The organism is Kitasatospora sp. NPDC048286 (assembly GCF_043201735.1).
Classification (GTDB): Bacteria; Actinomycetota; Actinomycetes; order Streptomycetales; family Streptomycetaceae; genus Kitasatospora.
In genome coordinates this window covers 1-21,769 of the sequence record NZ_JBICZE010000008.1, presented here as the reverse complement: position 1 = coordinate 21,769, position 21,769 = coordinate 1, and the positions used below count along the sequence as shown (strand labels likewise).

Here is a 21,769-nt window from a genome sequence, read left to right as displayed (position 1 = left end):
CGCGGGTGGGGGGGCCCCCCCCCGGGGGGGGGGCGCCCCCCCGGGGGGGGGGCCCCCCGGCCCGCCCCCCCGGCGGGGGCCCCCGGGGGGGGGCCCCGCAACGGGTCGCCAGCCTGGAGCGCGAAGGGCCGCCGCCGCGGACACCGAGCTGGTCGTCCGGCCGTTCTCGTCCCAGCGGGTGGCGACGGCCAGGTCGTCGTCGTAGGCGGTCGCGAGGTTCTTCTCGGGCGCGAACCGGTGGCGGGGCACCGTGCGCAGCGCGCCTTGGACGGAGGCGGAGGGCGCCCAGCCGGCTGCGATGACGGCGTCGGCCATCCGCCGGCGCAGCCGGACGGCCTCGGCAGGCTCCCCGGGCACGGGCGGCTGGCCGGCGGTGATGGGGTAGGAGTGGACCGCCGGCAGCTGGGGGATGACGCCGGGCCAGATCGCGTTCAGGGCCTGCGCGGCCGGAGCGAAGACATCGCCCAGATGGGCCAGGGCGTGGAGGTCGTGCCACTCCCACCGTTCGAAGAGCTGTTCTTCCGGGTTCGCCAGGCCCCCGGTCCAGGCACTGATGCGGACGACGGCGGTCAGCCGCGGAAGGCCGTGGCTGTCGTCGGTGAGCATGGTCACCACCGTGGCGTCCGCGGTGGTGGCGGCGAGTCCGGTCTCCTCGGCAAGTTCCCGCACCGCCGCTTCCTCGAAGCTCTCCGAGCCGCTGGTCTTCCCGGCGGGCAGCTCCCACATGTTCCGGCAGGAGCGGCCCAGCAGCACCCGGCCCGCGTCGTCGGTGACGACCACCACGGCTCCGGTGAGGGCGTGGCCGGTGGGCGGGCCCTTCTCGACGGCCCTGGTGCCGGCGTGGCGGGGACCGCGCAGGACGAGGACGGCGAACTCGTCCGCCGCCAACCGCTGTGCCTTCTCCCACCCCGCGGTGAGCAGGCCGATCTCGTCCTCGTCGAGGGCGATGGGCCGCTTGTCGGCCGGGGTGCGCTCGGCCGTGGGCGTGATCACCACGAGCGCGCCGCCGGGCCGCAGCCGTTTCCCGAGGGCGTGCAGCACCCGGGTGCGGTCGCCCAGGAACGGGTACATCAGGCGCAGCGCGATGAGGTCGTACCCTTCGCCGCCGAGCTGGGCGGGGTCGTCGCGTTCGATGTCCAGCCGCAGCCACCGCACCCCTTCGATGTGGCCGCACTCGGCCCGGGCCCGCTCCACCGCGCCCGCGGCGAAGTCCACGGCGTCCACCGCGTAGCCGAGGCCCGCGAGATGGGCGGCCAACTCCCCGGTGCCGCAGCCGACGTCGAGCGCCCGCCCGCCGCCCTCGGGCGCGGGAGTGTGCTCGACGAGGAGCGCCCGCTCGCCGTCGCCCAGCGGCCGAAACCCCCGGCCGTCGGCGTAGTGCTGCTGCCATTCCTCAAGGGCATACGCCACGTGCTGCTCCTCTGGTCGGTGGGTGGTGTGGGTGGTCACGGGCGGCTGCCGGCGCGCAGGCGGGCCAGGGTGCGGCGGCCGCGTTCCACGAGTTCGGGGTCCCCGTTGGCGGCGCCGTACTGGATGCCGGAGACGGCGTCGAGCACTTGGTGGACGGCCAGGTGTTCCTCCTCGTTCGCCGAGAGCTGCCTGCCGTAGCCGGCCATCGCGGCCTCGTAGAGGTCCGGTCGGCCGGTCCAAGCGTCGGACAGGCGCACGAAGTCCCCCACGGCGGGGCCCGGTTCGGCGCGTTCGAAGTCGATCACGTACAGGTTCTCGGTGGCCTCGTCCCACCGGAGGTTCCGGAGCTGGAAGTCGCCGTGGGTCGGCACCAGGTCGAGGGCGGGCAGGTGTTCGGCCTCCTTCGCCATTGCACGGATGTAGTCCTCGTCGCCGGGCGCGAGGTGGTCGCGGGCGCCGGCCAGGTGCCGCTCCACCTTCCCGAGCGCTGCCGGCGCCCCGCTGCCCGGTCGCGGGGGAGCGCTGTGGTGGATCGTGGACGCGAGCTCCCCGATGCGGTGGAAGATCCGCCGCTGCTCCTCGGGCGGGTGGACGGCGCCGTGCAGGGAACGCCCGGGCACTGCGGTGATGACGATGGCCCGAAGCCCCGGGTCGGTGGCCACCAGGCGGGGCGCGGCCGAGCCGAGGGCTGGTACCCAGGTCCGGTAGGCGTCGACCTCCCGGAGGTGGAATCGGTTGCTCTGGTGGACCTTCACGAACCACTCGCCGCCCTCGGCGCCGCGGGCATGCCACACGCGGCTGCCCTCCCGGAGCCAGGAGGCATCCGTCCAGGCACTGATGCGCCCAACCGCTTGCTCGGTGAGCTCCTGCACCTCCTGGCCGGGGGCGCCTGGCGCCGCATCGATGGAGGGCACCGGGTGAAGGCGGTCCGCTGCCGGATCGAAGGCGATCAGGTCGCCGGGCTGTTGGAAGTGGACGGCGAACGGGCGGCTCTCCCGGTAGGCGTCCAGTCCGGCCCGGCAGTAGGCCACCATCGGGGACGGCAGGTTGGCGAGCGGGTAGAAGTCCATCGCGTCGCAGACGGCCGGTTCCATGGTGCGGGGTTTGCCGTGCCAGTGCCGGACCTCGAAGAAGAGACCGATCCGGGCGCTGCCGGCCGGGTTTCGGTGGTGCACGGTGACGGCGTGGCGGACGTCGGCCGGGTCGATGGTGACGCCGGTCTCCTCCTTCGCCTCGCGGATCAGTGCCTGGACGGCATCTTCATGAGGTCCGTCGAGGTGTCCGCTTGGAAGGTGCAGCAGGCCTGATGCGTAGACCTGTCCGGCGCGGCGGGAGAGCAGCACCTCGGGGCCTGTGGCGCCGTCCCGGCGCAGAATGAGGTGGACGTCGACGGGCTCCTGGTGGCGGGTCGGCGCGGGGATCTTCTCGTCGCCGAGGGGACCTGTGGGTTGTGAGCCGGTGATGGACTCCTCCAGCTGCCGCATGGTGGTGGTGAAGGCGGTTTCGAGGTCGACGCCGTAGAGCTCGGCGATCACGACGACGGACCACAGGCAGTCCGCCAGTTCGTGTCCGAGGCCGGGCCCCGGGGGTGCGGGCCGGCTGCCGTCGGCGGCCTGGGTGAGTTTCGCGAGGTCACCGACGTCGCCGACGAAGCCGAGCACGAAGTCGTGCCTCGACCAGGGGCGGCCCTGCCTGGCCAGGTTGAGCTGGTCGTAGAGGCTGTGGACGTGCATGGCCCGCTGGGTGATGTCGCTGAGCTCCACCGGTCAGTCTCCGATCAGCCGCAGGTAGTGTTCGAGGTACGGAGGGGTGGGGCCGGTCAGCTTGTCGATCTCCTCCAGCGGGACGAACCGGTTGGCCTGGCCCTCGCCGAGGACGAGGGTGCTGTCGTTGCCCTCGCAGGTGCCGTGCAGGGCCACGGTGTACTCGGAGACCAGTTCGTGTCGCGGGCCGGGGACGACCCGCAGGCTGCGCACGTCGACACCGGTCTCCTCCCGCACCTCGCGGGCGGCGGTCTCGAACGCGGTCTCGTTGCCCTCACGCCAGCCACCGATCGGCGTCCAGTGCCCCGGCCACGCGATGTCCGGCCGGTCGTCGCGCAGGTTCATCAGCAGCCGGCCGTCCGGGGTGGTGACGAACACGACGATCCCCTCGAAGTCACGGGGCGCTCCGTGGTGGTCGACCGCGTGCCGGGCCGGGCCGTCCAGGTAGAGGGGGCAGGCGCTGCGCCGGGCCCGGTCGATCTGCATCAGCCGCAGGTACTCCGACGGCCGCATGTGCTCGCGCCAGCCGCGCAGCGTCTCGGTGCGCCATCGCGAGTGCTCGTGGGTGAGGCGGATCCGGGACAGCTGTTCGCCGGTCAGCTCGCCTCCCCAGAAGACGTACCCGGTCTTGGGGAAGGGCCACTCGGGCGTGGGGTCGAGGTGGATCACGGCCAGCAGTTGTCGGCGGGCGACGGCCTCGGGGTTCTCGATCCGCAGGTCAAGACCGGTCTCCTCCCGGGTCTCGCGCAGCGCCGTGTCGAACGGGCTCTCCCCGCGGTCGGTGTCTCCGCCGGGGAACTGCCACAGGCCGGGTCGGAGGGCCGAGAGCAGTCCGAGCGGCCGGCCGTCGGTGTCGGTGAAGTAGAACGCCCCGTACATGGTGGCGTTGGCGATCGACCCGGCGTACTCCTCGATGGGCCGCCAGTCCGGTCGGCGCCGCCGCTCGCGGAGGTACCCCAGCACTCCGGCCTGGCCGTCGCTGACCTCGGGTAGGTCGTCGAGGTCCGCCCAGACGAAGGCGTCGTGCTCTGACAGGGCGACTGGTGTGCCGACCGGTACCGTGGCGGTGAAGACGAACTGACGGACGCGGCGGCCGACGGTGTCGGTGAAGTCGAGGCAGCGCACGTAGGTGATCGCCTCGGGGCGGATGCCGGACTCCTCGCACAGCTCCCGGAGCGCACCGGCGCGCGGGTTCTCACCGCTGTCGAGGCCGCCGCCCGGGTAGTCCCAGATCCCGGGCAGGACGTCGTCCGGCTTGCGGCGCAGCAGGAGCGTCCGGTCGTCCTCGTCGAAGACGACGACGCCGGCGGCGAACTTCTCGATGCCGTCCTCGCGGGCCTGGCGAACCAGGGCGTCAAAGTCGATCAAGGTACGTGTCCTCACTCAGTGGGTTCCGGGTGGCGGCCGTCATGGTGACGGTTCAGGGGCGTGATCACCGGCCCGCCTCGATCAGATCGAGGACCTTGACGGTCGGGCGTACGTCGGCGAAGGACCGGTACAGGGTCCGCAGGGCGGCGTTGTGGACCTCGTCGCTGCCGGCGGCGGTGCCGTCGGCCACCACGATCACCCGCAGGCCCAGGGTGGAGGCGTCGCGCGCCGATCCGGCCACGCACACGTCGGTCACGACGCCGCAGACCAGCACGGTGTCGATGCCTCGCTCGGCCAGCAGGTCGGGCAGCGGGCAGAAGCCGGGGAAGAAGGCGCTGGAGACGGCCTTCTCCACGAGGAGGTCGCGGCCTTCGTCCACGGTGAGCTGCGGCCACAGGCGCCCGGCGAGCGGACCGCTGCCACCGGAGGCCCGGTACAGCTCCGCGACCCGGGATCCGTAGAACTCCTCGCGGGCCGCACTCGGCCCGCCGGGGCCGGGCAGCACCCAGGCCACAAGGCCGCCGGCTTCCTGCAGGGCGCCCGCCAGTCGCTCGATCTGCGGGATCACCCCGCGCGCGTACGGCCCGTCGAAGAACGGCACCATGTCGACCACCACCAGGGCGGTGCGCACCGGGTCAAGCCGGGTGTAGGCGTGACGGCGGCCACGGCGCTGCTCCTGGCGGTCGTACTCGCGCTGAGGGATCGACCAGGCGTGCAGCATGGCAGGGGCTCCGGTCGGCGGTGGGGCGTTTATGCGCGCTCCTTGGAGTGGATGGCGTTGGCGGCCATGAGGACCGACACGGCGGCGCCGGAGAGCAGGAGCCTGCCGTCCATCGCGGCGGCCACCGCCTCCTCCAGCGGCCACCACTCCACGGTCATGCCCGTCTCGGTGCCGGTCAGCTTCTGCTCGCCGGTCGTCAGATCCCGGGCGATGAACATGTGGAGCCTGGCCGTGCACTTGGTCATCAGGGCGATCTCGCCGAGCCGGCTCCAGGCGGCGGCCGTGATGCCCGTCTCCTCCTTGAGCTCGCGCCGGGCGGCGTCGAGCGGGTCCTCGCCCGCATCGAGGCTGCCGCCGGGCGGGGTGAGGACCTCGCCGTGGACGTAGCTGCGGTAGCGGACCATGGCGATGCGGCCCCGGTCGTCGAGGGCGATCGTCAGGGCGCCGTCGACGCGGGCCTGGTGGAACTCGAAGCTGCTCTTGGTGCCATCGGGCTGGGTCACGGTGTCGCGGTGGATCAGGTACGAACCGGTGTCGAGCAGGGTGGCGCGGTCATGGTGTTGCCACGGCTGCGGGACGGCGGGCTGACGGGTGACGGAGGGCTGGCTCACGGACGGACTCCTTCGGGTCGGCGGGTGGTGGTGGGCGGTGGAAGGCGACGGTCGGGTCCGGCAGTGGCCTCGGCCGGCCGGCTCTGTCGGGCGGTTACGTCCGGTCGGTGGTGTGGGGGTGGCGCTGTCCGGGCAGCGAGGTGGTGCCGTACTGGCGGGCCTGGAGCAGATATGCCGCCCGGTAGCTCCCGTGCCCGGGCCGGTCCGGTTCCGGCTCGTTGTCCATGAGCTGGTCGTGCGTGCCCTGTTCGACGAGTTCGCCGCCGTCGAGGACGTAGATCAGGTCGGCGGCGGCGCTGGCGGCCAGGCGGTGGGTGATCAGGACCACCGTCATGCCCTGCGTGGCGAGCGAGCGGATGCGGTCGAAGGCGGCGATCTCGGCGGCCGGGTCGAGCGCGGAGGTCGGCTCGTCGGCGATCACCAGGTGCGGCGGTCTCGCGCCGGGGCCTGCGGTGGAGAACCGGAAGGCCGCGCGGGCCGTTCCGACACCCTGCCACTGGCCGCCCGACAGCTGAACGCCTCCGATGAAGCCCTTGGCCGCCATCGTGTCCCAGCCGTTCGGCTGCTCGCTCAGCAGGGTTTCGAGGCCGGCGAAGTCGGCCGCGTCCTGGAGGGCCCGGCCGTCCTCGGCGTGTTCGGGGCGCCCGGCCGTGGTGTTGGCCCGGATGGTGAAGGGCCAGCGGACGAAGTCCTGGGCGAACAGGACACAGGAGGAGAACAGCTGACGGCGGTCGGCGGTACGGGTGTCCACGTCGTCCCACAGGATCCGTCCCTCGTCGGGCTGGTAGAGGCCGACGAGGAGCTTGGCCAGCGTGCTCTTCCCGGCGCCGTTGACGCCGACCAGGGCCACGACCTTGCCGCGGGGGATGACCAGGGACACGCTGTTCAAGGACGGTGAGGTGCGGCCGGGGTAGGTGAACGTCACCTTCTCCAGGCGGATCTCGGCCGGCCGCACCGGCAGGTCCGCGCCCCCGACGGGGATGGCCCGCTCGCCGGCGGCCGTACCGAGCCGCTCGAGGTCCCGTACGTACAGCGACTCCTCGAACATGCGGTTCACGCCGGTCAGCAGGGTGCCGACGGTGGCGGCGCCGCTGCGGATGCCGACGATGACGGTGACCGCGCCGGCCATCGGCAGCCGGTGGGTGAGCACGAGCCAGCCCAGGAGTGCGAACGTGAGCAGCGACGCGGCGCCCGACGCGGCGGAGGCACCGGCCGACGTCGCAGCCGCGGCACCGGCCAGGCGCCGGCGCTCCCGCTCGGAGGTACGCGCCATGCCCTCGTAGCACTCCAGCAGCCACTGGCCCACCCCGTGGACCCGCAGTTCTGCCGCGTTCTGCGGGGAGGTGACCTGCTGGCAGATCAGGCTGGAGGCGCGGGCGTGCTGGAGCCAGGCCATCACCGAGGCGTGCCGGCGCCGGGCCGTGCGCACTGCCCCCCAGGCCCGGGGTAGTGCGATCAGCACCAGCATCGGCAGCAACGCCACGTTCAGGGACAGGAGCACCCCAGCGGTGGCCGTCATGGTCAGCACGGCACCGAGCACGGAGACGGCCTCGCTGATCAGGCGCCGCACCGAGTCCGCACCGAAGCGCGCGCTCTCCAGGGTCCGCGCGAACTCCGCGTCCTCCAGGGCGGCGAGCTCGACCGAGTCGGCGTGCCGCAGCAGCGTCAGGGTGGTGATCCGCTCGACCTGGGGCTCCAGGACCGCTGCCGCCCAGGTGGAGGCCGAGGACAGCCAGCTCGCCGCGCCGGTGGCTGCACCCGCGACCAACAGCGGAACCAGCGCGTGGCGCAGGCTCTGCGTGACGCTGCCGCCGGCCAGCAACTGGGTCAGCACCCGGTTGGTCGCCACCAGCGCAACTGCGGCGAAGACAGCACGCCCGGCCTCGGCGCACACCACGCCGACCAGGGCCCGCCGGTCGGCCCGCCAGCCCAGGCGCCAGGCGAGGAGCAGCATGGCCGGGATCTGCCGGGCGACCCGGCGCAGCGTGGCGTCGGCGGTGGCGCTCTCGTGCCGGGTGAACCCGAAGTCGTAGCCGAACCTGGCCCCGAACAAGGTGCGCTCACCGGCCGAGGGCTGGACATCGGGTCGGGGTTTGCGGCGTGGCCGGATCACTGGGCGTCTCCGAATCTCGTTGAAGGGCACGGGCAGGACGGCGCGGTGCGGGCCGGTTTGGGTGGCGGCCGGGCGCACCGGGCTCCCGCGGCCGCGGCGCAACGGCGCGGCCGCGGGAGCCTCGTGGGACAGCCGCGGCACGATGGTGAGGTCGCGGTCATCGCGGCAGTGCCCAGTGCAGACCCGGGCCGCCGATGACGCGCTGCTCCTGGTCGGTCAGCTCCAGCCGGTAGGCGTCCGGGCGTCCGGCAGCGGTCCAGCGCTCGTGGACGTCCTCGGCGAGCCGCCACAGGGCGCGCGGGCCCCACTCGATGACGGTGGCGCCGTCCGGGGCGATACGGGCGCACGACCCGTCGGCACCGACGAGCACCACGTCCTCGCCCGCGGCCGGGCCCCAATGGCGGCGCACCCCGGGCAGCAAGTGGCCGACCGCGACCCAGAATCCGCGCTCGGTGTGCGGGGGCGGCGGCAGAACGGCCGTGCGCGTCGCACCACCGACCGAGCGTTGCTCGGGCACCGGCAGCCAGCCGGCGCCTCGGGCCGGGACATGCCCCCACAGGTCGGCCGTCAGCGTGCCCGCGGAGGCCCCGCCCCTGTCGCGTTCGATCAGGGCGGTGGCGTGCCAGCCGGGCGCGCCGGTGTTGATGGTCGTGCGCAGCACGCCGCCCGGCGCCAGACGGCGCAGCCAGCCCGGCGGGACGGCGGGCACGGCGAAACCGGAGGCGATCTTGTCCCAGGTGCCGTCGGGCAGGCCGCGCAGCGCGTCGCGCGCCAGCAGCCGCACGTCGGCGCCGATCTCCCGGAGCCTGGGCGTGGCCTGGCGCACCAGGTCGCGGTCGCACTCGACGCCGGTGACCTGGCGCCCGGTCAGGCGGTGTGCGGCCGCTGCAAGGTAGCCCGTGCACGCGCCCAGTTCGAGGAACCGGTCCCCGTCGCGAACTCGCAGATCCTCCAGGGTGCGGGCCAGGAGCCCGGCACCGGAGCTCTGGGCGCAGGGCCGGCCGGTGTAGACGGCACCGACCGTGTGCTCGGCGGCCGACTGATCGGCGAGCCGGACGACCACCTGGTCCATGGAGTAGACGAGCGCTCGGAATGCGGCCCGGTCGACGCCCGCGTCCAGCAGCCGCCAGCGCGTCGTCGGCCGCTGCTCGTCCAGCGGCAGGTAGGCGCGCGGGATGAGGCGGTGGCGCGGCACGGCTACCAGCGCTGCGACGACCGCCGGATCGTGTACTCCCGGCTCGGCGGCCAAGGCGAGCGCGTAGCCGCTCGGCACCGCGTCCGCGGCAGCAGCATCCGCTCCCACCGACGGCCTCTCGATGGTGTGCAGGTCTGCTGCTGTGCTTCTCGGAGTAACACTCACCTGGGTCTCCTTCCATGGTGTGGCGATGGTCAGGGACGCCCGGCGGCCCTGGCTTCGGCGAGCAGGTCGAGCGGTGGCTGGTCGGTCATCGGGCGCTCCAGGCCAGCGGTGTCGGGCCCACGTGGTCCCGGTAGCCGAGCGAGCGGTACAGGTCCTCCGCGTCCGGGGACGCGGTGAGGCTGATGTATCCGCAGCCGTGGGCGGTGAGCCACTCGTGCACTGCCGCGACGACCCGCCTGGCGTGGCCCTGGTGGCGGTGGGCGGGGTCGGTCGCGACGGAGGAGATGTGCCCGACGTACGGGCCCTGTCCAGGCCTGGGCATGCGGTCGGTGTACTGGCCCACGGCGCAGGACAGCAGGCGGGTGCCGTCGTCGATGACGAACGCGGCGAACCGCTCGTCGTCGGCGAGGCGGTCGGTGAACCACCGCTCGCACTCGGCGGTCCAGGAATCCGGCGGGAAGCTGCCGGCGGAAGCGAGCATGACCAGGCGCAGCCGGGTCAGTTCAGCCGCGTCCGACGGCACCGCCCGCCGCAGGCCTGCCCCGGCGGGTGGTTCCGGTGGGTGGGGTGGGCGCGGTGCGGGTGGTCGGACGGCCAGGCTGCCCTGGGTCTGTGCGGCGTGGGCGAGCAGCAGGTCGCGCGTCGAAGTGCGCAGCCGCAGCCGGTGCAGCATGTCCGGGGTGAACCAGCGCAGCAGGACGCCTTCGGTCAGGCCCACCGCATCCGGGTTGCCGACCCAGCGGGCGGTGTAGATCTGGACGGGCACACACAGGCCGTCGGCGCCGGTGGCCTGCTCCACTGCGAACGGCTCCAGTGCGCCGAGTTCGAGGCCGGGGGCCTCCTCGGCGAGTTCGCGGCGCAGCGTGTCCTCCAGCGTGAGGTCCTGCGGCTCGCGGCCGCCGCCGAGCAGGCTGAACTCGCCCGGCGCCCAGATCCCCGGGAAGTCGTCCCGCAAGTGCAGGAGATAGCGGCCCCGGCCGTCGTGAATCACCACGGAGGCGTTCACCGGCTGGACCTGCCCGTCGAGGTCGGCCGCGAGCAGTTTGGCCCGCAGCGAGGGTGAGCTGACCTGCTCGAAGGACCGCCACTCGGCTCCCGAAACCTCATCGGTCCGCGGCTCGACGACTGGCGGCCGCCCGGCCGCGAGGTAGAACGCGAACCGGACGTCGTAGTGCCGGTGCGCCGGTTCCCCCTCGGCCGGGTTGGCGTCGATCTCGTTGACGTCGATGTCGAGCGCGGCACCGAGAAGCTGCGGGGTCAGGCACAGCTCGCCCGGAGCGAGGCCGGCCTCCTCGCGCACCTCCCGCACCGCAGCATCGAGCAGGCTCGAATCGCCGGCCTCGACGTGCCCGCCAGGGGCAAGCGTCAGGCCCGTCGCCCGGTGACGGATGTGCAGAACACGCTTGTCGGGGCCGATGACGACTGAGCTGCATGTGACGTGCGCTGGCAGCGTCGCACGGTTGGTCGGCTCAGTGGCGCTGTCCAGCAGCGCGAGCAGAGGAAGCAGCGCAGGGCGCTCGTCGGGGTGACGTTCCAGGTATCCCAAAGCGGTGGTGCGGATCGCGGCGGCTGACGGTGGCAAGCGGCGCTCCTCGCGTGACATGGGTGCGGGTGCTGGTGGAGCTGTCTGACCAAGACACAAAGCAGCCGGACGGTGCGCCGCACGGCCCACGGCCACATGGGGTGTCGGCCGTGCTGGTCGGTGGTGGCGGTCCGATGTTTGAGTTCGAAGCCCTGGAGACTCAGGTTGACGTCGGTGGCGATAGGCACTGCCCAACCGGCTCGCCCGATGAGGGCTCAACATCCTTTATTTGAAGGTAGGTTGGCCGCATCGGACCACCGTAGCGGTGGAGGCGGTCTGAGAGCGGCGGCTCAGTGAGGAATCCCTCATCAGGGGGACAGGTCGGTGTGTCGGCTGGCGGACCGAGGTGTGCACCAGTGGCTCACAGGTGTTCAGTGGTACGAGGGAGGCATTGTCAAATCCTGTGGACTGACCTGGCAGTCCAATGACGGGTCGATCAAGCAAGCGACTTACGGTAACGGACGTACTCGTTCTGCCGCCGGAACCCCACACTCTCGTAAAGGTCGTAGGACCGGTGCGGATTTGCCGTGCCAGTGAACAGCCGGGCGGTCGTTGCACCCTGCTCGCGAAGGCTCCGCAGCCCGTCCAGCAGCAGGACCCGGCCGATTCCGAGGCGTCGCTGGTCCGTCCGGACACTCAGCTCTTCCACCTCGCCCACCGTAGGGTCGTGACGACGGATGGAGCAGAGGGCGACACCGACCATGTCCTTCCCGTTCCAGGCAGCCCTCCAGCATGCCGGATCGGCGGTGTCGACGAATTCCTGGAAAGGCCATCTCTGAGCGAAACTGGTGTCCGCGTACGAATCGAAGACCATCCTCCAGGCTGCACGGTAATGGCTTGTCCCGATAGGCCCTGTCCGTATCCCGGCTGGCAGTTCGCCGCCCGGCTCGGGCACCTGCTGCAGATCGCCCAGCTCCAGCTCAACCAGGCTGAAGACACGTCGATAGCCGGCTGCGCGCAGAAGTGCCGTGGCGTCCTGCTCGGAGACCATGGCGTTCGCACCGACCACTGCCGTCCGCGCCGTGCCATGCTGTTTGACGAGCTGGCGAATCCGTTCTTCGGCCCAGCACAGCATGGCTGAGCCGATGCCCTGACCGCGATGCTCGGGCAAAAGGTGACCTCGGTGCAGGTATAGCCACGTATCGTCCCGCTCTTGCCACCACCGGATCGTCGAGTAGCCGACGACGACCCCGTCGAGCACCACCAGGATCTGGTTCTTGGACGGCTCCTCCAGCTTGGCGGAGGCTTCGGCGATCTCGTTCGCTGTCGGGAGCCCTTCCACAACCGAATGGGCATCGACTCGATCCTGTTCAGCACAACCCAGCCGCACTGCGGCCATGGCGCCGTGGTCTTCGTCGCCGCCATACGGCCGGAACCCGAAGCCGACCGGAAGGTCCTGTCCTGCCATGCCATCCGACATGACCGGATGGTCTCGAACTTCGAGGCAGGTCCGCCACCCTATTCACGCCACCGTCGACTGCGGCCGTTCAACGAGCTGGCCGCGTTCAAAGCGGGCCCCGGCACGGACGAGGGCAACGAGGTGGGGTGCATTCACGGCTCGCCAGCGGGCCAGGGCTGACTCGACGAGCTTGAACACCATCGCCAGGGCGGCGGCCCGGGAGCCGGCGCCCTTGGTGACCTTGGTCCGCAGACGGACGGTCGCGAAGGTCGACTCGATGGGGTTGGTTGTTCGCAGGTGGATCCAGTGCTCGGCGGGGAAGTCGTAGAACGCCAGCAGTTCATCCTCGTCATCGACGATCTTCTTTACGGCCTTGGGGAACCTCGCGCCGTACTGCTTGGCGAACGCCTTGACCGCGGCGGCTGCGTGCTCCTTGTCCTCTGCGTTGTACACGTCCTGGATGGCCTTCTTCGCCGCGGGCTGAGCTGACTTCGGGAGGCTGTCGAGGCAGTTGGCCGTTTTGTGAACCCAGCACCTTTGGTGGCGGGTTTCGGGGAAGACCTCGTTCAACGCGTTCCAGAAGCTCAGGGCTCCGTCGGCGAGGGCAAGGACGGGAGCGCGCATGCCACGCCGCTGGCAGTCCCGCAGCAGGCTCGCCCATGACTCCGAGACCGCCGGGTGGCGCCGCTCGTGCTGGCCGGCAGCGTCCTGGCCGCCGCGGTCGGGCTGCTGGCGCCGCCGCGCACCAGCGACGACGCCTACCGGTACGTGTGGGACGGCCGGGTCCAGGCGGCCGGCATCTCCCGGTACGCGCACACCCCGGACGACCCGACGCTGGCCCGGCTGCGCGACGAGGGCCTGTTCCCGGCCGGCGACGGCTGTGCGACCTGGGACGAGCGGCGCACCGCCGCCGGGGACTGCACCCGGATCAACCGGCCCGCCGTGCACACCATCTACCCGCCCGTCGCCGAGGCCTGGTTCCTCGCCGCGCACCCCTTCGGCGGGGGCGTGCGCGGCGCGCAGGCGGGCGGCGCTGTGGGGGTGGTGCCCGGGCGTGACGGTGTGGGCGGTCAACGACGCGCACGTGGACACCCTCGGCGCGCTCCTCATGGTGGCCGGGTTGGGCTGCACGGCCAGACGCCGGGCCGGTGTCGGGGGCGCCCTGCTCGGGGCAGCGGTCGCGACCAAGCTGCTGCCGGCGCTCGCCCTGCCCGGGGCGGCGTCCGGGCTGCTGGCCCGGCGGCCGACGAAGGGTGACCTGCTGGTGCTCTCGGCGGCCCTCGGGACCTTCGCGGCGGCCTACCTCCCGTACGTCGCCGTCTCCGGCGTCGGCGTCCTGGGCTACCTGCCCGGGTACCTGCGGGAGGAGGGGTACGAGCAGGGGCACCTCGAACGGTTCGGCCTGCTGCGGGTGCTGCTGCCCGACCGGTGGGCCGCGTGGGCGGCCGCCCTGGCGCTGGGTGCCGTGGTGCTGTGGGTGCTGCGGCGCGGTGATCCCCACCGTCCCCGCACGGAACTCGCGGAGCACAAGTGCTTCAGCATTGCCACGGACATCCAGGGGTAGGAATCGGCGTTGTGGCGCAGGAACGCCGCCGCCCGATCGGGGACCAGCAGGTGCGCACGGCGGCACGGGGCTTGGGCGGCACGGAGTGCTCGGCCGGGTTGTAGCGCAGCCGCCACGAACGAACCGCGCTGTTGAGCGCGTTGCGCAGCATGGCCACCGCGTGGTGAACGGTGCTGCTTCGGCGGCCTGACGCGAGCTGCGCGCCCACCCAGGCGTCGACGTGCCGGGGCCGCAGATCGACGAGCAGCATGCCGCCGAACGCGGGGACCAGGTCGCGCTCGATGCACGCCCGGTAACCCGCCCAGGTGTTGGGAGCCAGGGCCAGCCGCTTCGACTCCAGCCACGCGTACAGGAAGACACCGACCCGCAGGTTGCGCTCCTCGTACACACCCCGATACTCGGCATCCAGCACCCGCGCCATCTCCTTGGTAGCCCCCGCCCGGGTAGCGAACCCGCCCCGCCTCCGGGTTCGGCGCTTGCCGTCCCGCGGCGCCAGGTCCACCGCGTACGTCCACCGGCCATGCGTGGTGTCGGCGGCCAGTTGCGGGCACCACGAGCCCAACTGCTTCCCGCTGGTGCCGTCCTTGCACCCGCACCGCCGATACACTCTGCCCCGCTTGGGACGCTGTGCCATGGGCTCCTCCTCGAACCAAGTGGTGATGGCGTGTCTAGAATTGCGGGAGCGGTGGGTGTGGCGGCAGAGCGTGCGGGGCGCATGGTGATCGCCCCCAAAGGAGGTTCTGTCGGTGGTGGACGCGGCTGATGTTGTCGAGGCCGATGTCGGAGATCGCACCGCTGCCTGCTCCCCATTCGCGACCTGCCTCATCGACGATCAGGGGGTTTTCGACAGGTCTGCCATGAGGGGGCAGGCGGGCGTCGGCCTGTCGAGCGCACATCGCGGCAGGCCCGTAATACCCGCGTGCGCAGGCTTCGGTTGGGTCAGATCTTCGCGGCCGATGTTCCGCTGGGGTTGTTCCAGGATCTTTTGCTGTCGTGCCAGAGGGCGCCAGCCGATCGACGTCACCGACGGACGCCTCGGACAGCTCCGCGGTGACGGGAAGCGGACGGGAATCCAGCGCGGGCCGGTAGGCCGCGTACGGCACTTCGGCATCTGGCATGTACTCCCTCAGCCCCCAGGTCACGCCTACGGCGTCCACCCGGCCCGCTCGGTGTACGCCGGCCGCCGGACCGCCGGACCGGTGCCCAGAGTCGCCGTCGCGGACAGTGGCCGCAGCCCGGCGTCCCGGTGGTCCGGGAGTGGCGTCGCCCGGCGCGCGATCGTAGGCTCGGAGGTGGCCCGAACGCTCGCGATCGTCCGGCAGAGCGCCCTTCGCGAGGCCGCGGGGTCGGTGCGGATCCGCCGCTCGGTTCTGTCCGGTGAGTGTCGTGCCCTCATCGGAGTCCCCTTGCCTTCCGGCGCGCATCGCGAAACCCGTACCGCCTTCCCGGACCGTCCCGCCACCCGGCCGCAGAGTCGGGGCGACCTCGCTCCGACCAAGAAGGTGAAACCCGTGATCGATATCGATCGTCCCGTGGTCGGCACCGAGTCCGGCCGTGTCCAGGGCGCCGTCGAGGACGGCGTCGCCGCCTTCCGCGGCATCCCCTACGCGGCCTCTCCAGTGGCCGAATTGCGCTTCGCCGCGCCCCAGCGGCCTCCGACGTGGTCGGGCGTGCGGGAGGCCACCTACCCCGGCCCGTCCGTCCCTCAGGGGCCGAACCGGTTGGCGCCGGTGATGGGGTACCGCAAGCCCGACTGGAACGAGGACGGCTGTCTCACCGTCAATGTGTGGACGACCCACTTGCCCCACCACGGGTCCGACCGGCGCCCCCGTCCGGTGCTGCTCTGGATCCACGGCACCGGGTTCACCACCGGATCCGCCGGTTGGAACTGGTACGACGGCCTGCACCTGGCCGCCGCCGGCGACATCGTGGTGGTCTCCGCCAACTACCGCCTCGGCGCCCTCGGCTACATCTACCTCCCGGAGGCCGGCGTCGAGAACCTCGGTGTACAGGACCAGACGGCCGTCATCTCCTGGGTCCGCCGCAACATCGCCGCCTTCGGGGGAGACCCCGGCAACCTCACGGTCGGAGGCCAGTCCGCCGGCGCGAACGCCGCCCTCTACCACGCCCTCTCCCCGGTCACCGGCCCGCTGTTCCATCAGGTCATCGCCCAGAGCGGCATCTGGGCAGTGCCCCCTCAACGCCCCGAGGACGCGGTCGACAACGCCCGGCGCTACCTCGATATCCTCGGCCTGACAGGCAAACCGGATCCCGTCGCCGCGCTACGCGCCGTCCCGGTCGAGCAGCTCATCGACGCCTTCCAGCAGCTCTTCCAGGAGGTCTCCGTCCTGGGCAGCCTCGTTCCGGCGATGTACCCCGTCCTCGGCTCCTTCGGCATGCCCCAGGCGTTGAACCAGGCACTGGCCGACGGACGCCTCGACGGCAAGCGACTCCTGATCGGGATGACCCGGAACGAGATGTCGGCGCTCTTCGCCCTCGACCCGGTCGTCCAGGCCTTGACCGCCGCTCAGGCCCGCGCGGTCGCCGGCAGACTGGCCGCCGACGGTGCCGAGCGCTTCGACCACGCCGCCGCCCTGCACCCGGGTGCGACACCGGCCGAGATCCTCACCGAGGTCGACACCGACATCCAGTTCCGCGACGGCGCGCTCGCCATCGCGGACCACCACGCCGCAGCACGCAACCCCGTCCACCTCTACCAGTTCGACTACACGCCGGTACCGACCCCGACCGACTGGGCACACCGCACACCGCCGACCTCCCGTTCTTCTTCAACCACCTCGACGCCTTTCTCGGCAGCCCCATGCTCGGCGAGCCAACCGCCGGGGCCCGCGTGCTCGCCCGCGACTTCTCCCGTGCGGCCGGGACGTTCGTGGCCACCGGCCGACCCGCCGTGGACCACTGGCGTCCGTACGAGCCGGCGGACCCGGCGACCATCCGGCACTTCGCGGCCGTCGGACGGCACTCGAACGCGGCCTGAACCACTACCAGGTCCGGCTCTACCGGGCCTGGTACCGCACATCACCCCGTCGATGGCCGCCCTCGCCTACCTGACCGCAGTCCGCGCCCAAGAAGCCGCAAAAGGGGCGGCGCAGAAGACAAGCAAGACCTCATACGCCTCAGCTTGTCGTTTTACCTCCATTGATCATCTTCTGTGGCGTTCGGGTTCTCGCCTGCCTGTTCGCTACTGGTTGGTGACCAGGGCGAGTCCGACGTCGTAGATGGGGGCTCGGCGGCGGTTGGGTCGGCCGGGTGGGCGCCCGGGGCCGGGCCGGGAGGGTCTCGCAACGGCCGCTGGGCAGGGCAGGTGCGTGCGGATGTTGCGGAATCCGCGCTGGACCCGGGCGGGGGTGAGGCGCTCGGCGGGCTGAGGTCGTTCCCAGGGGCGGCGGAGGTCTGCGGACAGGGTTCTGGCGAGGCGGAGTTGGGTGTGGGCGGCCAGGACGAGGTGGGTCCAGCGGTCGGCCGCGGCGGGTTCGCGCAGCTTCGGGCGGGTCCAGCCGAGGGTCTGCTTGAGGAAGCGGAAGGTGTGCTCGAGGTCGAAGCGCCGCAGGAACGCGTGCCAGGCGGTGTCGGTGTCCGCGTTGCAGGGGGCGGGGTCGGAGAACCACAGCCAGACCGGCTTGGGGGTGCCGCCGGAGGGCAGGTGGTCGACGTCGAGGCGGATCAGGGTCCCCTCGATGGTGGGGAGTTGGCCCTGGCGGTCGCTCCAGGCGGAGCGTCGCCAGACGCGGGGGTGCAGACGGTGCCAGGCGCGGACGCGGGCGGTGCCGTAGCGGCGGGTGGTGTGCTTGCTGTCGCTGTCGGGATCGCGCCGGGTCTCGGGGTCGGCCAGCGCGAACCGGGCTCCGTGGCTGCGGGGTTTGCCGCCTTTGGGGCCCACCCGGTAGTCGTCGGGCACGGGGTTGAAGAAGACGCGGTCGGAGCGCATTCGCACCACGATCTGGACCGGCAGGTCCTGCAGGAGGTAGGCAAGTCGCGGGCCGTCATAGCCGGCGTCCGCCACGACCAGCAGCGGTGGGTCGCCCGGCTTCCAGTGGCCGGCGTCGAGGATGCCGTGCAGCACCTCGCGCAGCTGGCTGGCGGTGACGGCCGCCGTGTCCGCGCCGGGTTCCAGACGCTTCGCGTCCAGCAGTGCTGTCCACGAGGTCGAGCCCGACTCCAGCGCGGCGACGAAGGAGTACGGCCAGCCGGGCACCATCTCGTGCGTGTTCTCGCGCCGGCCGTACGTGTGGCAGAAGGAGCGGCCGTCGCTGGTGTTGGCGTCCGGGCGAAGCCAGGCGGACACGTCGACGGCGAGCACGATCCGTCCGCCCGGGCCGCGCGGCACGCTGCGGGCCGCGATCGCGCTCCGCAGGCGGTCAGCGTCGAGGTCTCCGCGGTTCAGGGCCGCGTAGAGGGAGTTGTGCGCGCGGCGGTGCTCGGGCTCCAGGGCCAGCTCGACCAGGGCGCGGACCGGACCGTCGGCACACAGCAAGGCGTCGGCCAGGTCGAACAGGGCGTCCGCACGGCGGGGCATCGCGGCGTACAAGTCCATGCGTCTGGCGGACGGTCTCGTCACCGGCGGCGCGCAGGTGGTCGGCGAGCCGCCGCTGCGGTCCATGCCCCCGGTGTGGGCCGGCCGGGTGGCTCTGTCGATATCTGTCGGAGCTTGGCCGGGCGGAACGGTCGGCGGGGGCTCGGGGATGGTGTGCTGGAAGTGTGGTGTCCAGAGGGAGCTTCCTTCGGAATTCGGATCGGACGGTGTGGCGTATGTCCACGGACCCCCTTGTCAAGCCCCTGACCGGCCGCGTGGCGGTGGTCACCGGCGCCTCCAGCGGTATCGGCGAGGCCTCGGCCGAGCACTTGGCGCGCCTGGGTGCTCGGGTCGCCGTGCTGGCCCGGCGCGCGGATCGACTGGACGGGCTGGTCGCCCGGATCGAGCGCGGCGGCGGCACCGCTCTGGCGCTGGCCGTCGATGTGACCGATGCCGCGGCGGTGCGCGCGGCCGCCGACCGGGTGGCGGCCGAGCTGGGCACCACCGACCTGGTGTTCAACAACGCGGGGGTTGGGCTGCCAGCCCCGATCGAGGCGGCCGTCGATCAGTGGCAGCGGGAGATCGATGTCAACATCACCGGGCTGATGAACGTCATCGGGGCGTTCACCCCGCAGTTGGTGAAGGCGGCCGCCGAGCGCGGGGTGGCCGATCTGATCAACACCTCCTCGATCGCGGCGCAGAACATCTACCCCCACTTCGCCGTCTACGCCGCCACCAAGGCGTACGTGAGCCACCTCTCGCGTCATCTGCGGGCGGAGCTGGGCGCGAAGAAGGTACGGGTGTCGGCGCTGGAGCCGGGCATCGTCGGCACCGAGATTCAGAACCATGTGACGGACGAGGCGGCGCTGCAGTGGCTGGCGAGCGCCAAGGAGACGACGGAGTGCCTCACGCCGCAGGACATCGCCGAGACCATCGGTTTCCTGGCCGCGCTGCCGGCGCGGGTGAACCTCCAGCAGGTCACGATCATGCCCACTGGTCAGCCCAGTTGACCCGCTGAGCGGGGAGATCGCGGGGCCCGGGCCGGCCACGGTCCGGGCCCCGGGTATTACGGCGTTCCCTGCTCGGGGGCGGTGTGCGCGGAGAGGGGTAGGGCTCGCCCCGGGAGCCGGGAGCCGGGAGCCGGGAGCCGGGAGCCGGTTGCTGGTTGCTGGTCCTTGGGGTGTGGTTCGCTGCGGATGGAGGGCGCCGAAGGGCTTCGTTGTCGGTGTCGGGCCGGTGTGGGGGCCGGGTGGGCGGCGGTGGGGGAGCCGGTGCCGTTGCCGGGGGTGAGCAGGAGGGCGGTGGTGATCCTGGTGCTGACTCGGGTGTCGGGGTCAGGTCCCTTGAGGGAGGGTGGGCTTGGGGTGGTTCGCCGGTTCGGGTTTCGACGGTCACGGCTGTTCGGGGCCGGTGGCGGGCGGGCGGGCGGGGAGGGGGTCGGCGTGTTCGGGGTGGTGGCGTTTGTGAGGACGGGGTTCTGCTGGTCGGGTGCGTTGAGGATCTTGTCGGCCCAGGTGTTCGGTCGTGTGGGGAGTGTGGGGTCGTGTCGGGGTCACGAGTCCTCGGCGGCCTTGCGCTGGGCGGGTGGGGAGCCGTGCCGTTGCGGCGTGGTGTGTGAGTTGTTCGAGACGCGGTTCCGTGGTGCTGGTGCTGGTGCTGGTGCTGGTGCCGGGGGTCGTGCGTGGCCTGGGGGTGGGTGGGGCGGGTTGCGGGGGATTGTCGCGGCTGTCGGTGGTGGGATCCGGGTTGGTGGCGGGATGTGCGAGGGGTCGTCGTCTGCGTGGTTGGTCGGGATCGGGATCCGCGGGGCGGGTGAGGCGGGGGGCGGTGTTGGTGGCGGGGTGGTCGCGTTGTGTGGTGGTGGCCTGGCCGGGGGGGGTGTTCAGGTGTGGTGGTCGAGGAGGGCTTGGAGGTAGTTTTCGAGGCGGGTGGTCAGGAGGGTGGGGGTGAGGTCGGTGCGGCCGAGGTCGTGCCAGGGTTCGGCGACTTTGCGGGCGTCGGGGGCGAAGGCGAGGGCGTCTAGGAGTCGCCAGTAGAGGTGGGTGGGGCCGGTGGCGAGGGTGCGGCCGCCGGCGGCGGTGTAGCGGTCGGGGAAGGCCAGGGCTGTTTCGGGGCCGTGGAGCAGGGCCAGTGCGGTGGAGCAGTGGGCGACGTCCAGATCGGCCGGTCCCCAGGAGGTTTCGACCCAGTCGACGACCGCGCTGACCTTCAGGTCCGGGCCGTGGCCGGTGAACAGTACGTTGCCGGGGTGGAAGTCGCGGTGCAGGAAGCACGGCCGGTGTGCGGGCGCGGGGTGGCGGATCACCTCGATCGCCCGGGCCCACAGTGCGGGGCGTGCCGTGTCGGGGGGTACGGTGACGCGTTCGGGTGCCGTCCACGGCTGCCAGGTGCGCGGCCGGTCCCGTTCGGTGACGGGCAGGGCGTGTACGGCGGCGAGTTGTGCGGCCAGCAGGTCCGCGCGTGCCGCCCGGTCCCGGTCCTGGGCCACGCGTACGGTGCCGGGCAGGTGGGTCATCACCAGTGACGGGTGCTCGCACACCGCCCCCTGCGCGTCCACGGCGACCAGTCGCGCCGCCGGGACGCCGCTGCCCTCCAGCAGGCGCAGCACGCCCGCCTCGCGGGCCAGCAGTGCCGGGGCGTGGCGGCGGTAGAACGGTTTGACGAAGGAGCGCAGTACCAGCGCGTACGGGTCGGCCCCGCCGGGGCGTTCCACGTCCAGGCGGCGCATCCGTGAGGTCCACCCGCCCTTCAGCGCGCTGACCGCGCCGATGCGCTCACCGGGTGCGAGGTGCCCCTCGACCCACCGGCGCGTGGCGTCCCATCCCTGGCCCCAGTCCCCACCCTCGGTCACGGACACCGAGCCTACGCCCCGGCCGGCCGGACGGACGCGGCGGACCCGCCCGGCCCCCGGCCCGCCGTACCCGGTCCGCCGTACCCGGACCCCGGCCCGCCGTACCCGGACCCCGGTCCGCCGTACCCGGCCTCCACCTGGACCCGCCCGGTCCCCGGCCCGCCGCACGCCCGCGCCGGCCCCCGGTCTGCCGTACGCGCCCACTCGGCCCGCCGTACCCGGCTTCGCCCGGGCCCCGGGCCCTGGCCCCCGCCCGGCCCCCGGCCTGCCGGGGCCCCTGCCCGGTCCCTGGCCTGCCGTACGTGCCCACCCGGTCCGCCGCACCCGGACCCCGGACCCGGGCCCGCCGGGCCCGGCCCGCCCGGACCCGGGTCCCCGGTCTGCCGTACGCGCCCACTCGGCCCGCCGTACCCGGTCCCCGGCCCGCCGTACCCGGTCCCCGGTCCGCCGTACCCGGCCTCCACCTGGACCCGCCCGGTCCCCGGCCTGCCGC

The 21,769-nt window shown here is 72.5% G+C and carries 15 protein-coding genes and 1 pseudogene; 3 read left to right on the top strand and 13 right to left on the bottom strand.

Going from position 1 to position 21,769, the window contains the following annotated elements; translation table 11 throughout:
* The 10 genes and pseudogenes from ACGF13_RS20190 to ACGF13_RS20145 form a co-directional block, all read right to left on the bottom strand.
* On the bottom strand, window positions 1-1,410 hold a 1,410-nt coding region (locus tag ACGF13_RS20190), incomplete at its 3' end, for an NUDIX domain-containing protein (protein WP_392876897.1).
* 35 nt (window positions 1,411-1,445) lie between these two features.
* The gene (locus ACGF13_RS20185; RefSeq protein WP_392876895.1) at window positions 1,446-3,173 is read right to left on the bottom strand and encodes a phosphotransferase; all 1,728 of its coding nucleotides are present in this window, start codon (window positions 3,171-3,173) and stop codon (window positions 1,446-1,448) included.
* Between the two features lie 3 nt (window positions 3,174-3,176).
* On the bottom strand, window positions 3,177-4,541 hold the full coding sequence (locus tag ACGF13_RS20180; RefSeq protein ID WP_392876892.1) for an NUDIX domain-containing protein: 1,365 nt from the start codon (window positions 4,539-4,541) through the stop codon (window positions 3,177-3,179).
* Window positions 4,542-4,605: 64 nt separating this feature from the next.
* A complete protein-coding gene (locus tag ACGF13_RS20175; protein ID WP_392876890.1) occupies window positions 4,606-5,262 on the bottom strand; it encodes an isochorismatase family protein in 657 nt (218 codons plus the stop codon).
* 29 nt (window positions 5,263-5,291) lie between these two features.
* Window positions 5,292-5,873 carry an NUDIX domain-containing protein gene (locus tag ACGF13_RS20170; RefSeq protein WP_392876887.1) on the bottom strand — a complete coding sequence of 194 codons (582 nt, stop codon included), beginning with the start codon at window positions 5,871-5,873 and terminating at the stop codon, window positions 5,292-5,294.
* A gap of 94 nt (window positions 5,874-5,967) precedes the next feature.
* Complete coding sequence (locus tag ACGF13_RS20165; protein ID WP_392876885.1) at window positions 5,968-7,926, bottom strand: ATP-binding cassette domain-containing protein; 1,959 nt, start codon at window positions 7,924-7,926, stop codon at window positions 5,968-5,970.
* A gap of 217 nt (window positions 7,927-8,143) precedes the next feature.
* Window positions 8,144-9,346: a protein-L-isoaspartate O-methyltransferase gene (locus ACGF13_RS20160; RefSeq protein ID WP_392876882.1), complete on the bottom strand. Its 1,203-nt coding sequence runs from the start codon at window positions 9,344-9,346 to the stop codon at window positions 8,144-8,146.
* 85 nt (window positions 9,347-9,431) lie between these two features.
* On the bottom strand, window positions 9,432-10,928 hold the full coding sequence (locus ACGF13_RS20155) for a GNAT family N-acetyltransferase (protein ID WP_392876879.1): 1,497 nt from the start codon (window positions 10,926-10,928) through the stop codon (window positions 9,432-9,434).
* 436 nt (window positions 10,929-11,364) lie between these two features.
* Window positions 11,365-12,348, bottom strand: a complete 984-nt coding sequence (locus ACGF13_RS20150) for a GNAT family N-acetyltransferase (protein ID WP_392876877.1) — start codon at window positions 12,346-12,348, stop codon at window positions 11,365-11,367.
* A gap of 42 nt (window positions 12,349-12,390) precedes the next feature.
* A pseudogene (locus ACGF13_RS20145) lies at window positions 12,391-12,996 on the bottom strand (transposase); the annotation flags it as partial.
* Window positions 12,997-13,381: 385 nt separating this feature from the next.
* Here ACGF13_RS20145 and ACGF13_RS20140 point away from each other — a divergent pair.
* Window positions 13,382-13,891: a hypothetical protein gene (locus ACGF13_RS20140; RefSeq protein ID WP_392876874.1), complete on the top strand. Its 510-nt coding sequence runs from the start codon at window positions 13,382-13,384 to the stop codon at window positions 13,889-13,891.
* Here the strand turns inward: ACGF13_RS20140 and ACGF13_RS20135 are convergent.
* Window positions 13,863-14,303: a hypothetical protein gene (locus tag ACGF13_RS20135; protein WP_392876871.1), complete on the bottom strand. Its 441-nt coding sequence runs from the start codon at window positions 14,301-14,303 to the stop codon at window positions 13,863-13,865. The two genes, ACGF13_RS20140 and ACGF13_RS20135, sit on opposite strands and share 29 nt — an antisense overlap.
* A gap of 880 nt (window positions 14,304-15,183) precedes the next feature.
* Between ACGF13_RS20135 and ACGF13_RS20130 the strand changes: the two genes are divergently transcribed.
* The gene (locus tag ACGF13_RS20130; RefSeq protein WP_392876868.1) at window positions 15,184-17,130 is read left to right on the top strand and encodes a carboxylesterase/lipase family protein; all 1,947 of its coding nucleotides are present in this window, start codon (window positions 15,184-15,186) and stop codon (window positions 17,128-17,130) included.
* Here the strand turns inward: ACGF13_RS20130 and ACGF13_RS20125 are convergent.
* Entirely contained in the window at window positions 17,094-18,446 is a 1,353-nt protein-coding gene (locus ACGF13_RS20125; RefSeq protein WP_392876865.1) for an NF041680 family putative transposase, read from the bottom strand. The genes ACGF13_RS20130 and ACGF13_RS20125 overlap by 37 nt on opposite strands.
* 215 nt (window positions 18,447-18,661) lie before the next feature.
* On the opposite strand from ACGF13_RS20125, the gene ACGF13_RS20120 reads away from it, so the two are divergent.
* A complete protein-coding gene (locus ACGF13_RS20120; protein WP_392876862.1) occupies window positions 18,662-19,435 on the top strand; it encodes an SDR family oxidoreductase in 774 nt (257 codons plus the stop codon).
* Window positions 19,436-20,307: 872 nt separating this feature from the next.
* Here the strand turns inward: ACGF13_RS20120 and ACGF13_RS20115 are convergent.
* Window positions 20,308-21,282, bottom strand: coding sequence for a phosphotransferase family protein (locus ACGF13_RS20115; protein WP_392876859.1), 975 nt, complete (start codon window positions 21,280-21,282; stop codon window positions 20,308-20,310).
* Window positions 21,283-21,769 lie beyond the last annotated feature (487 nt).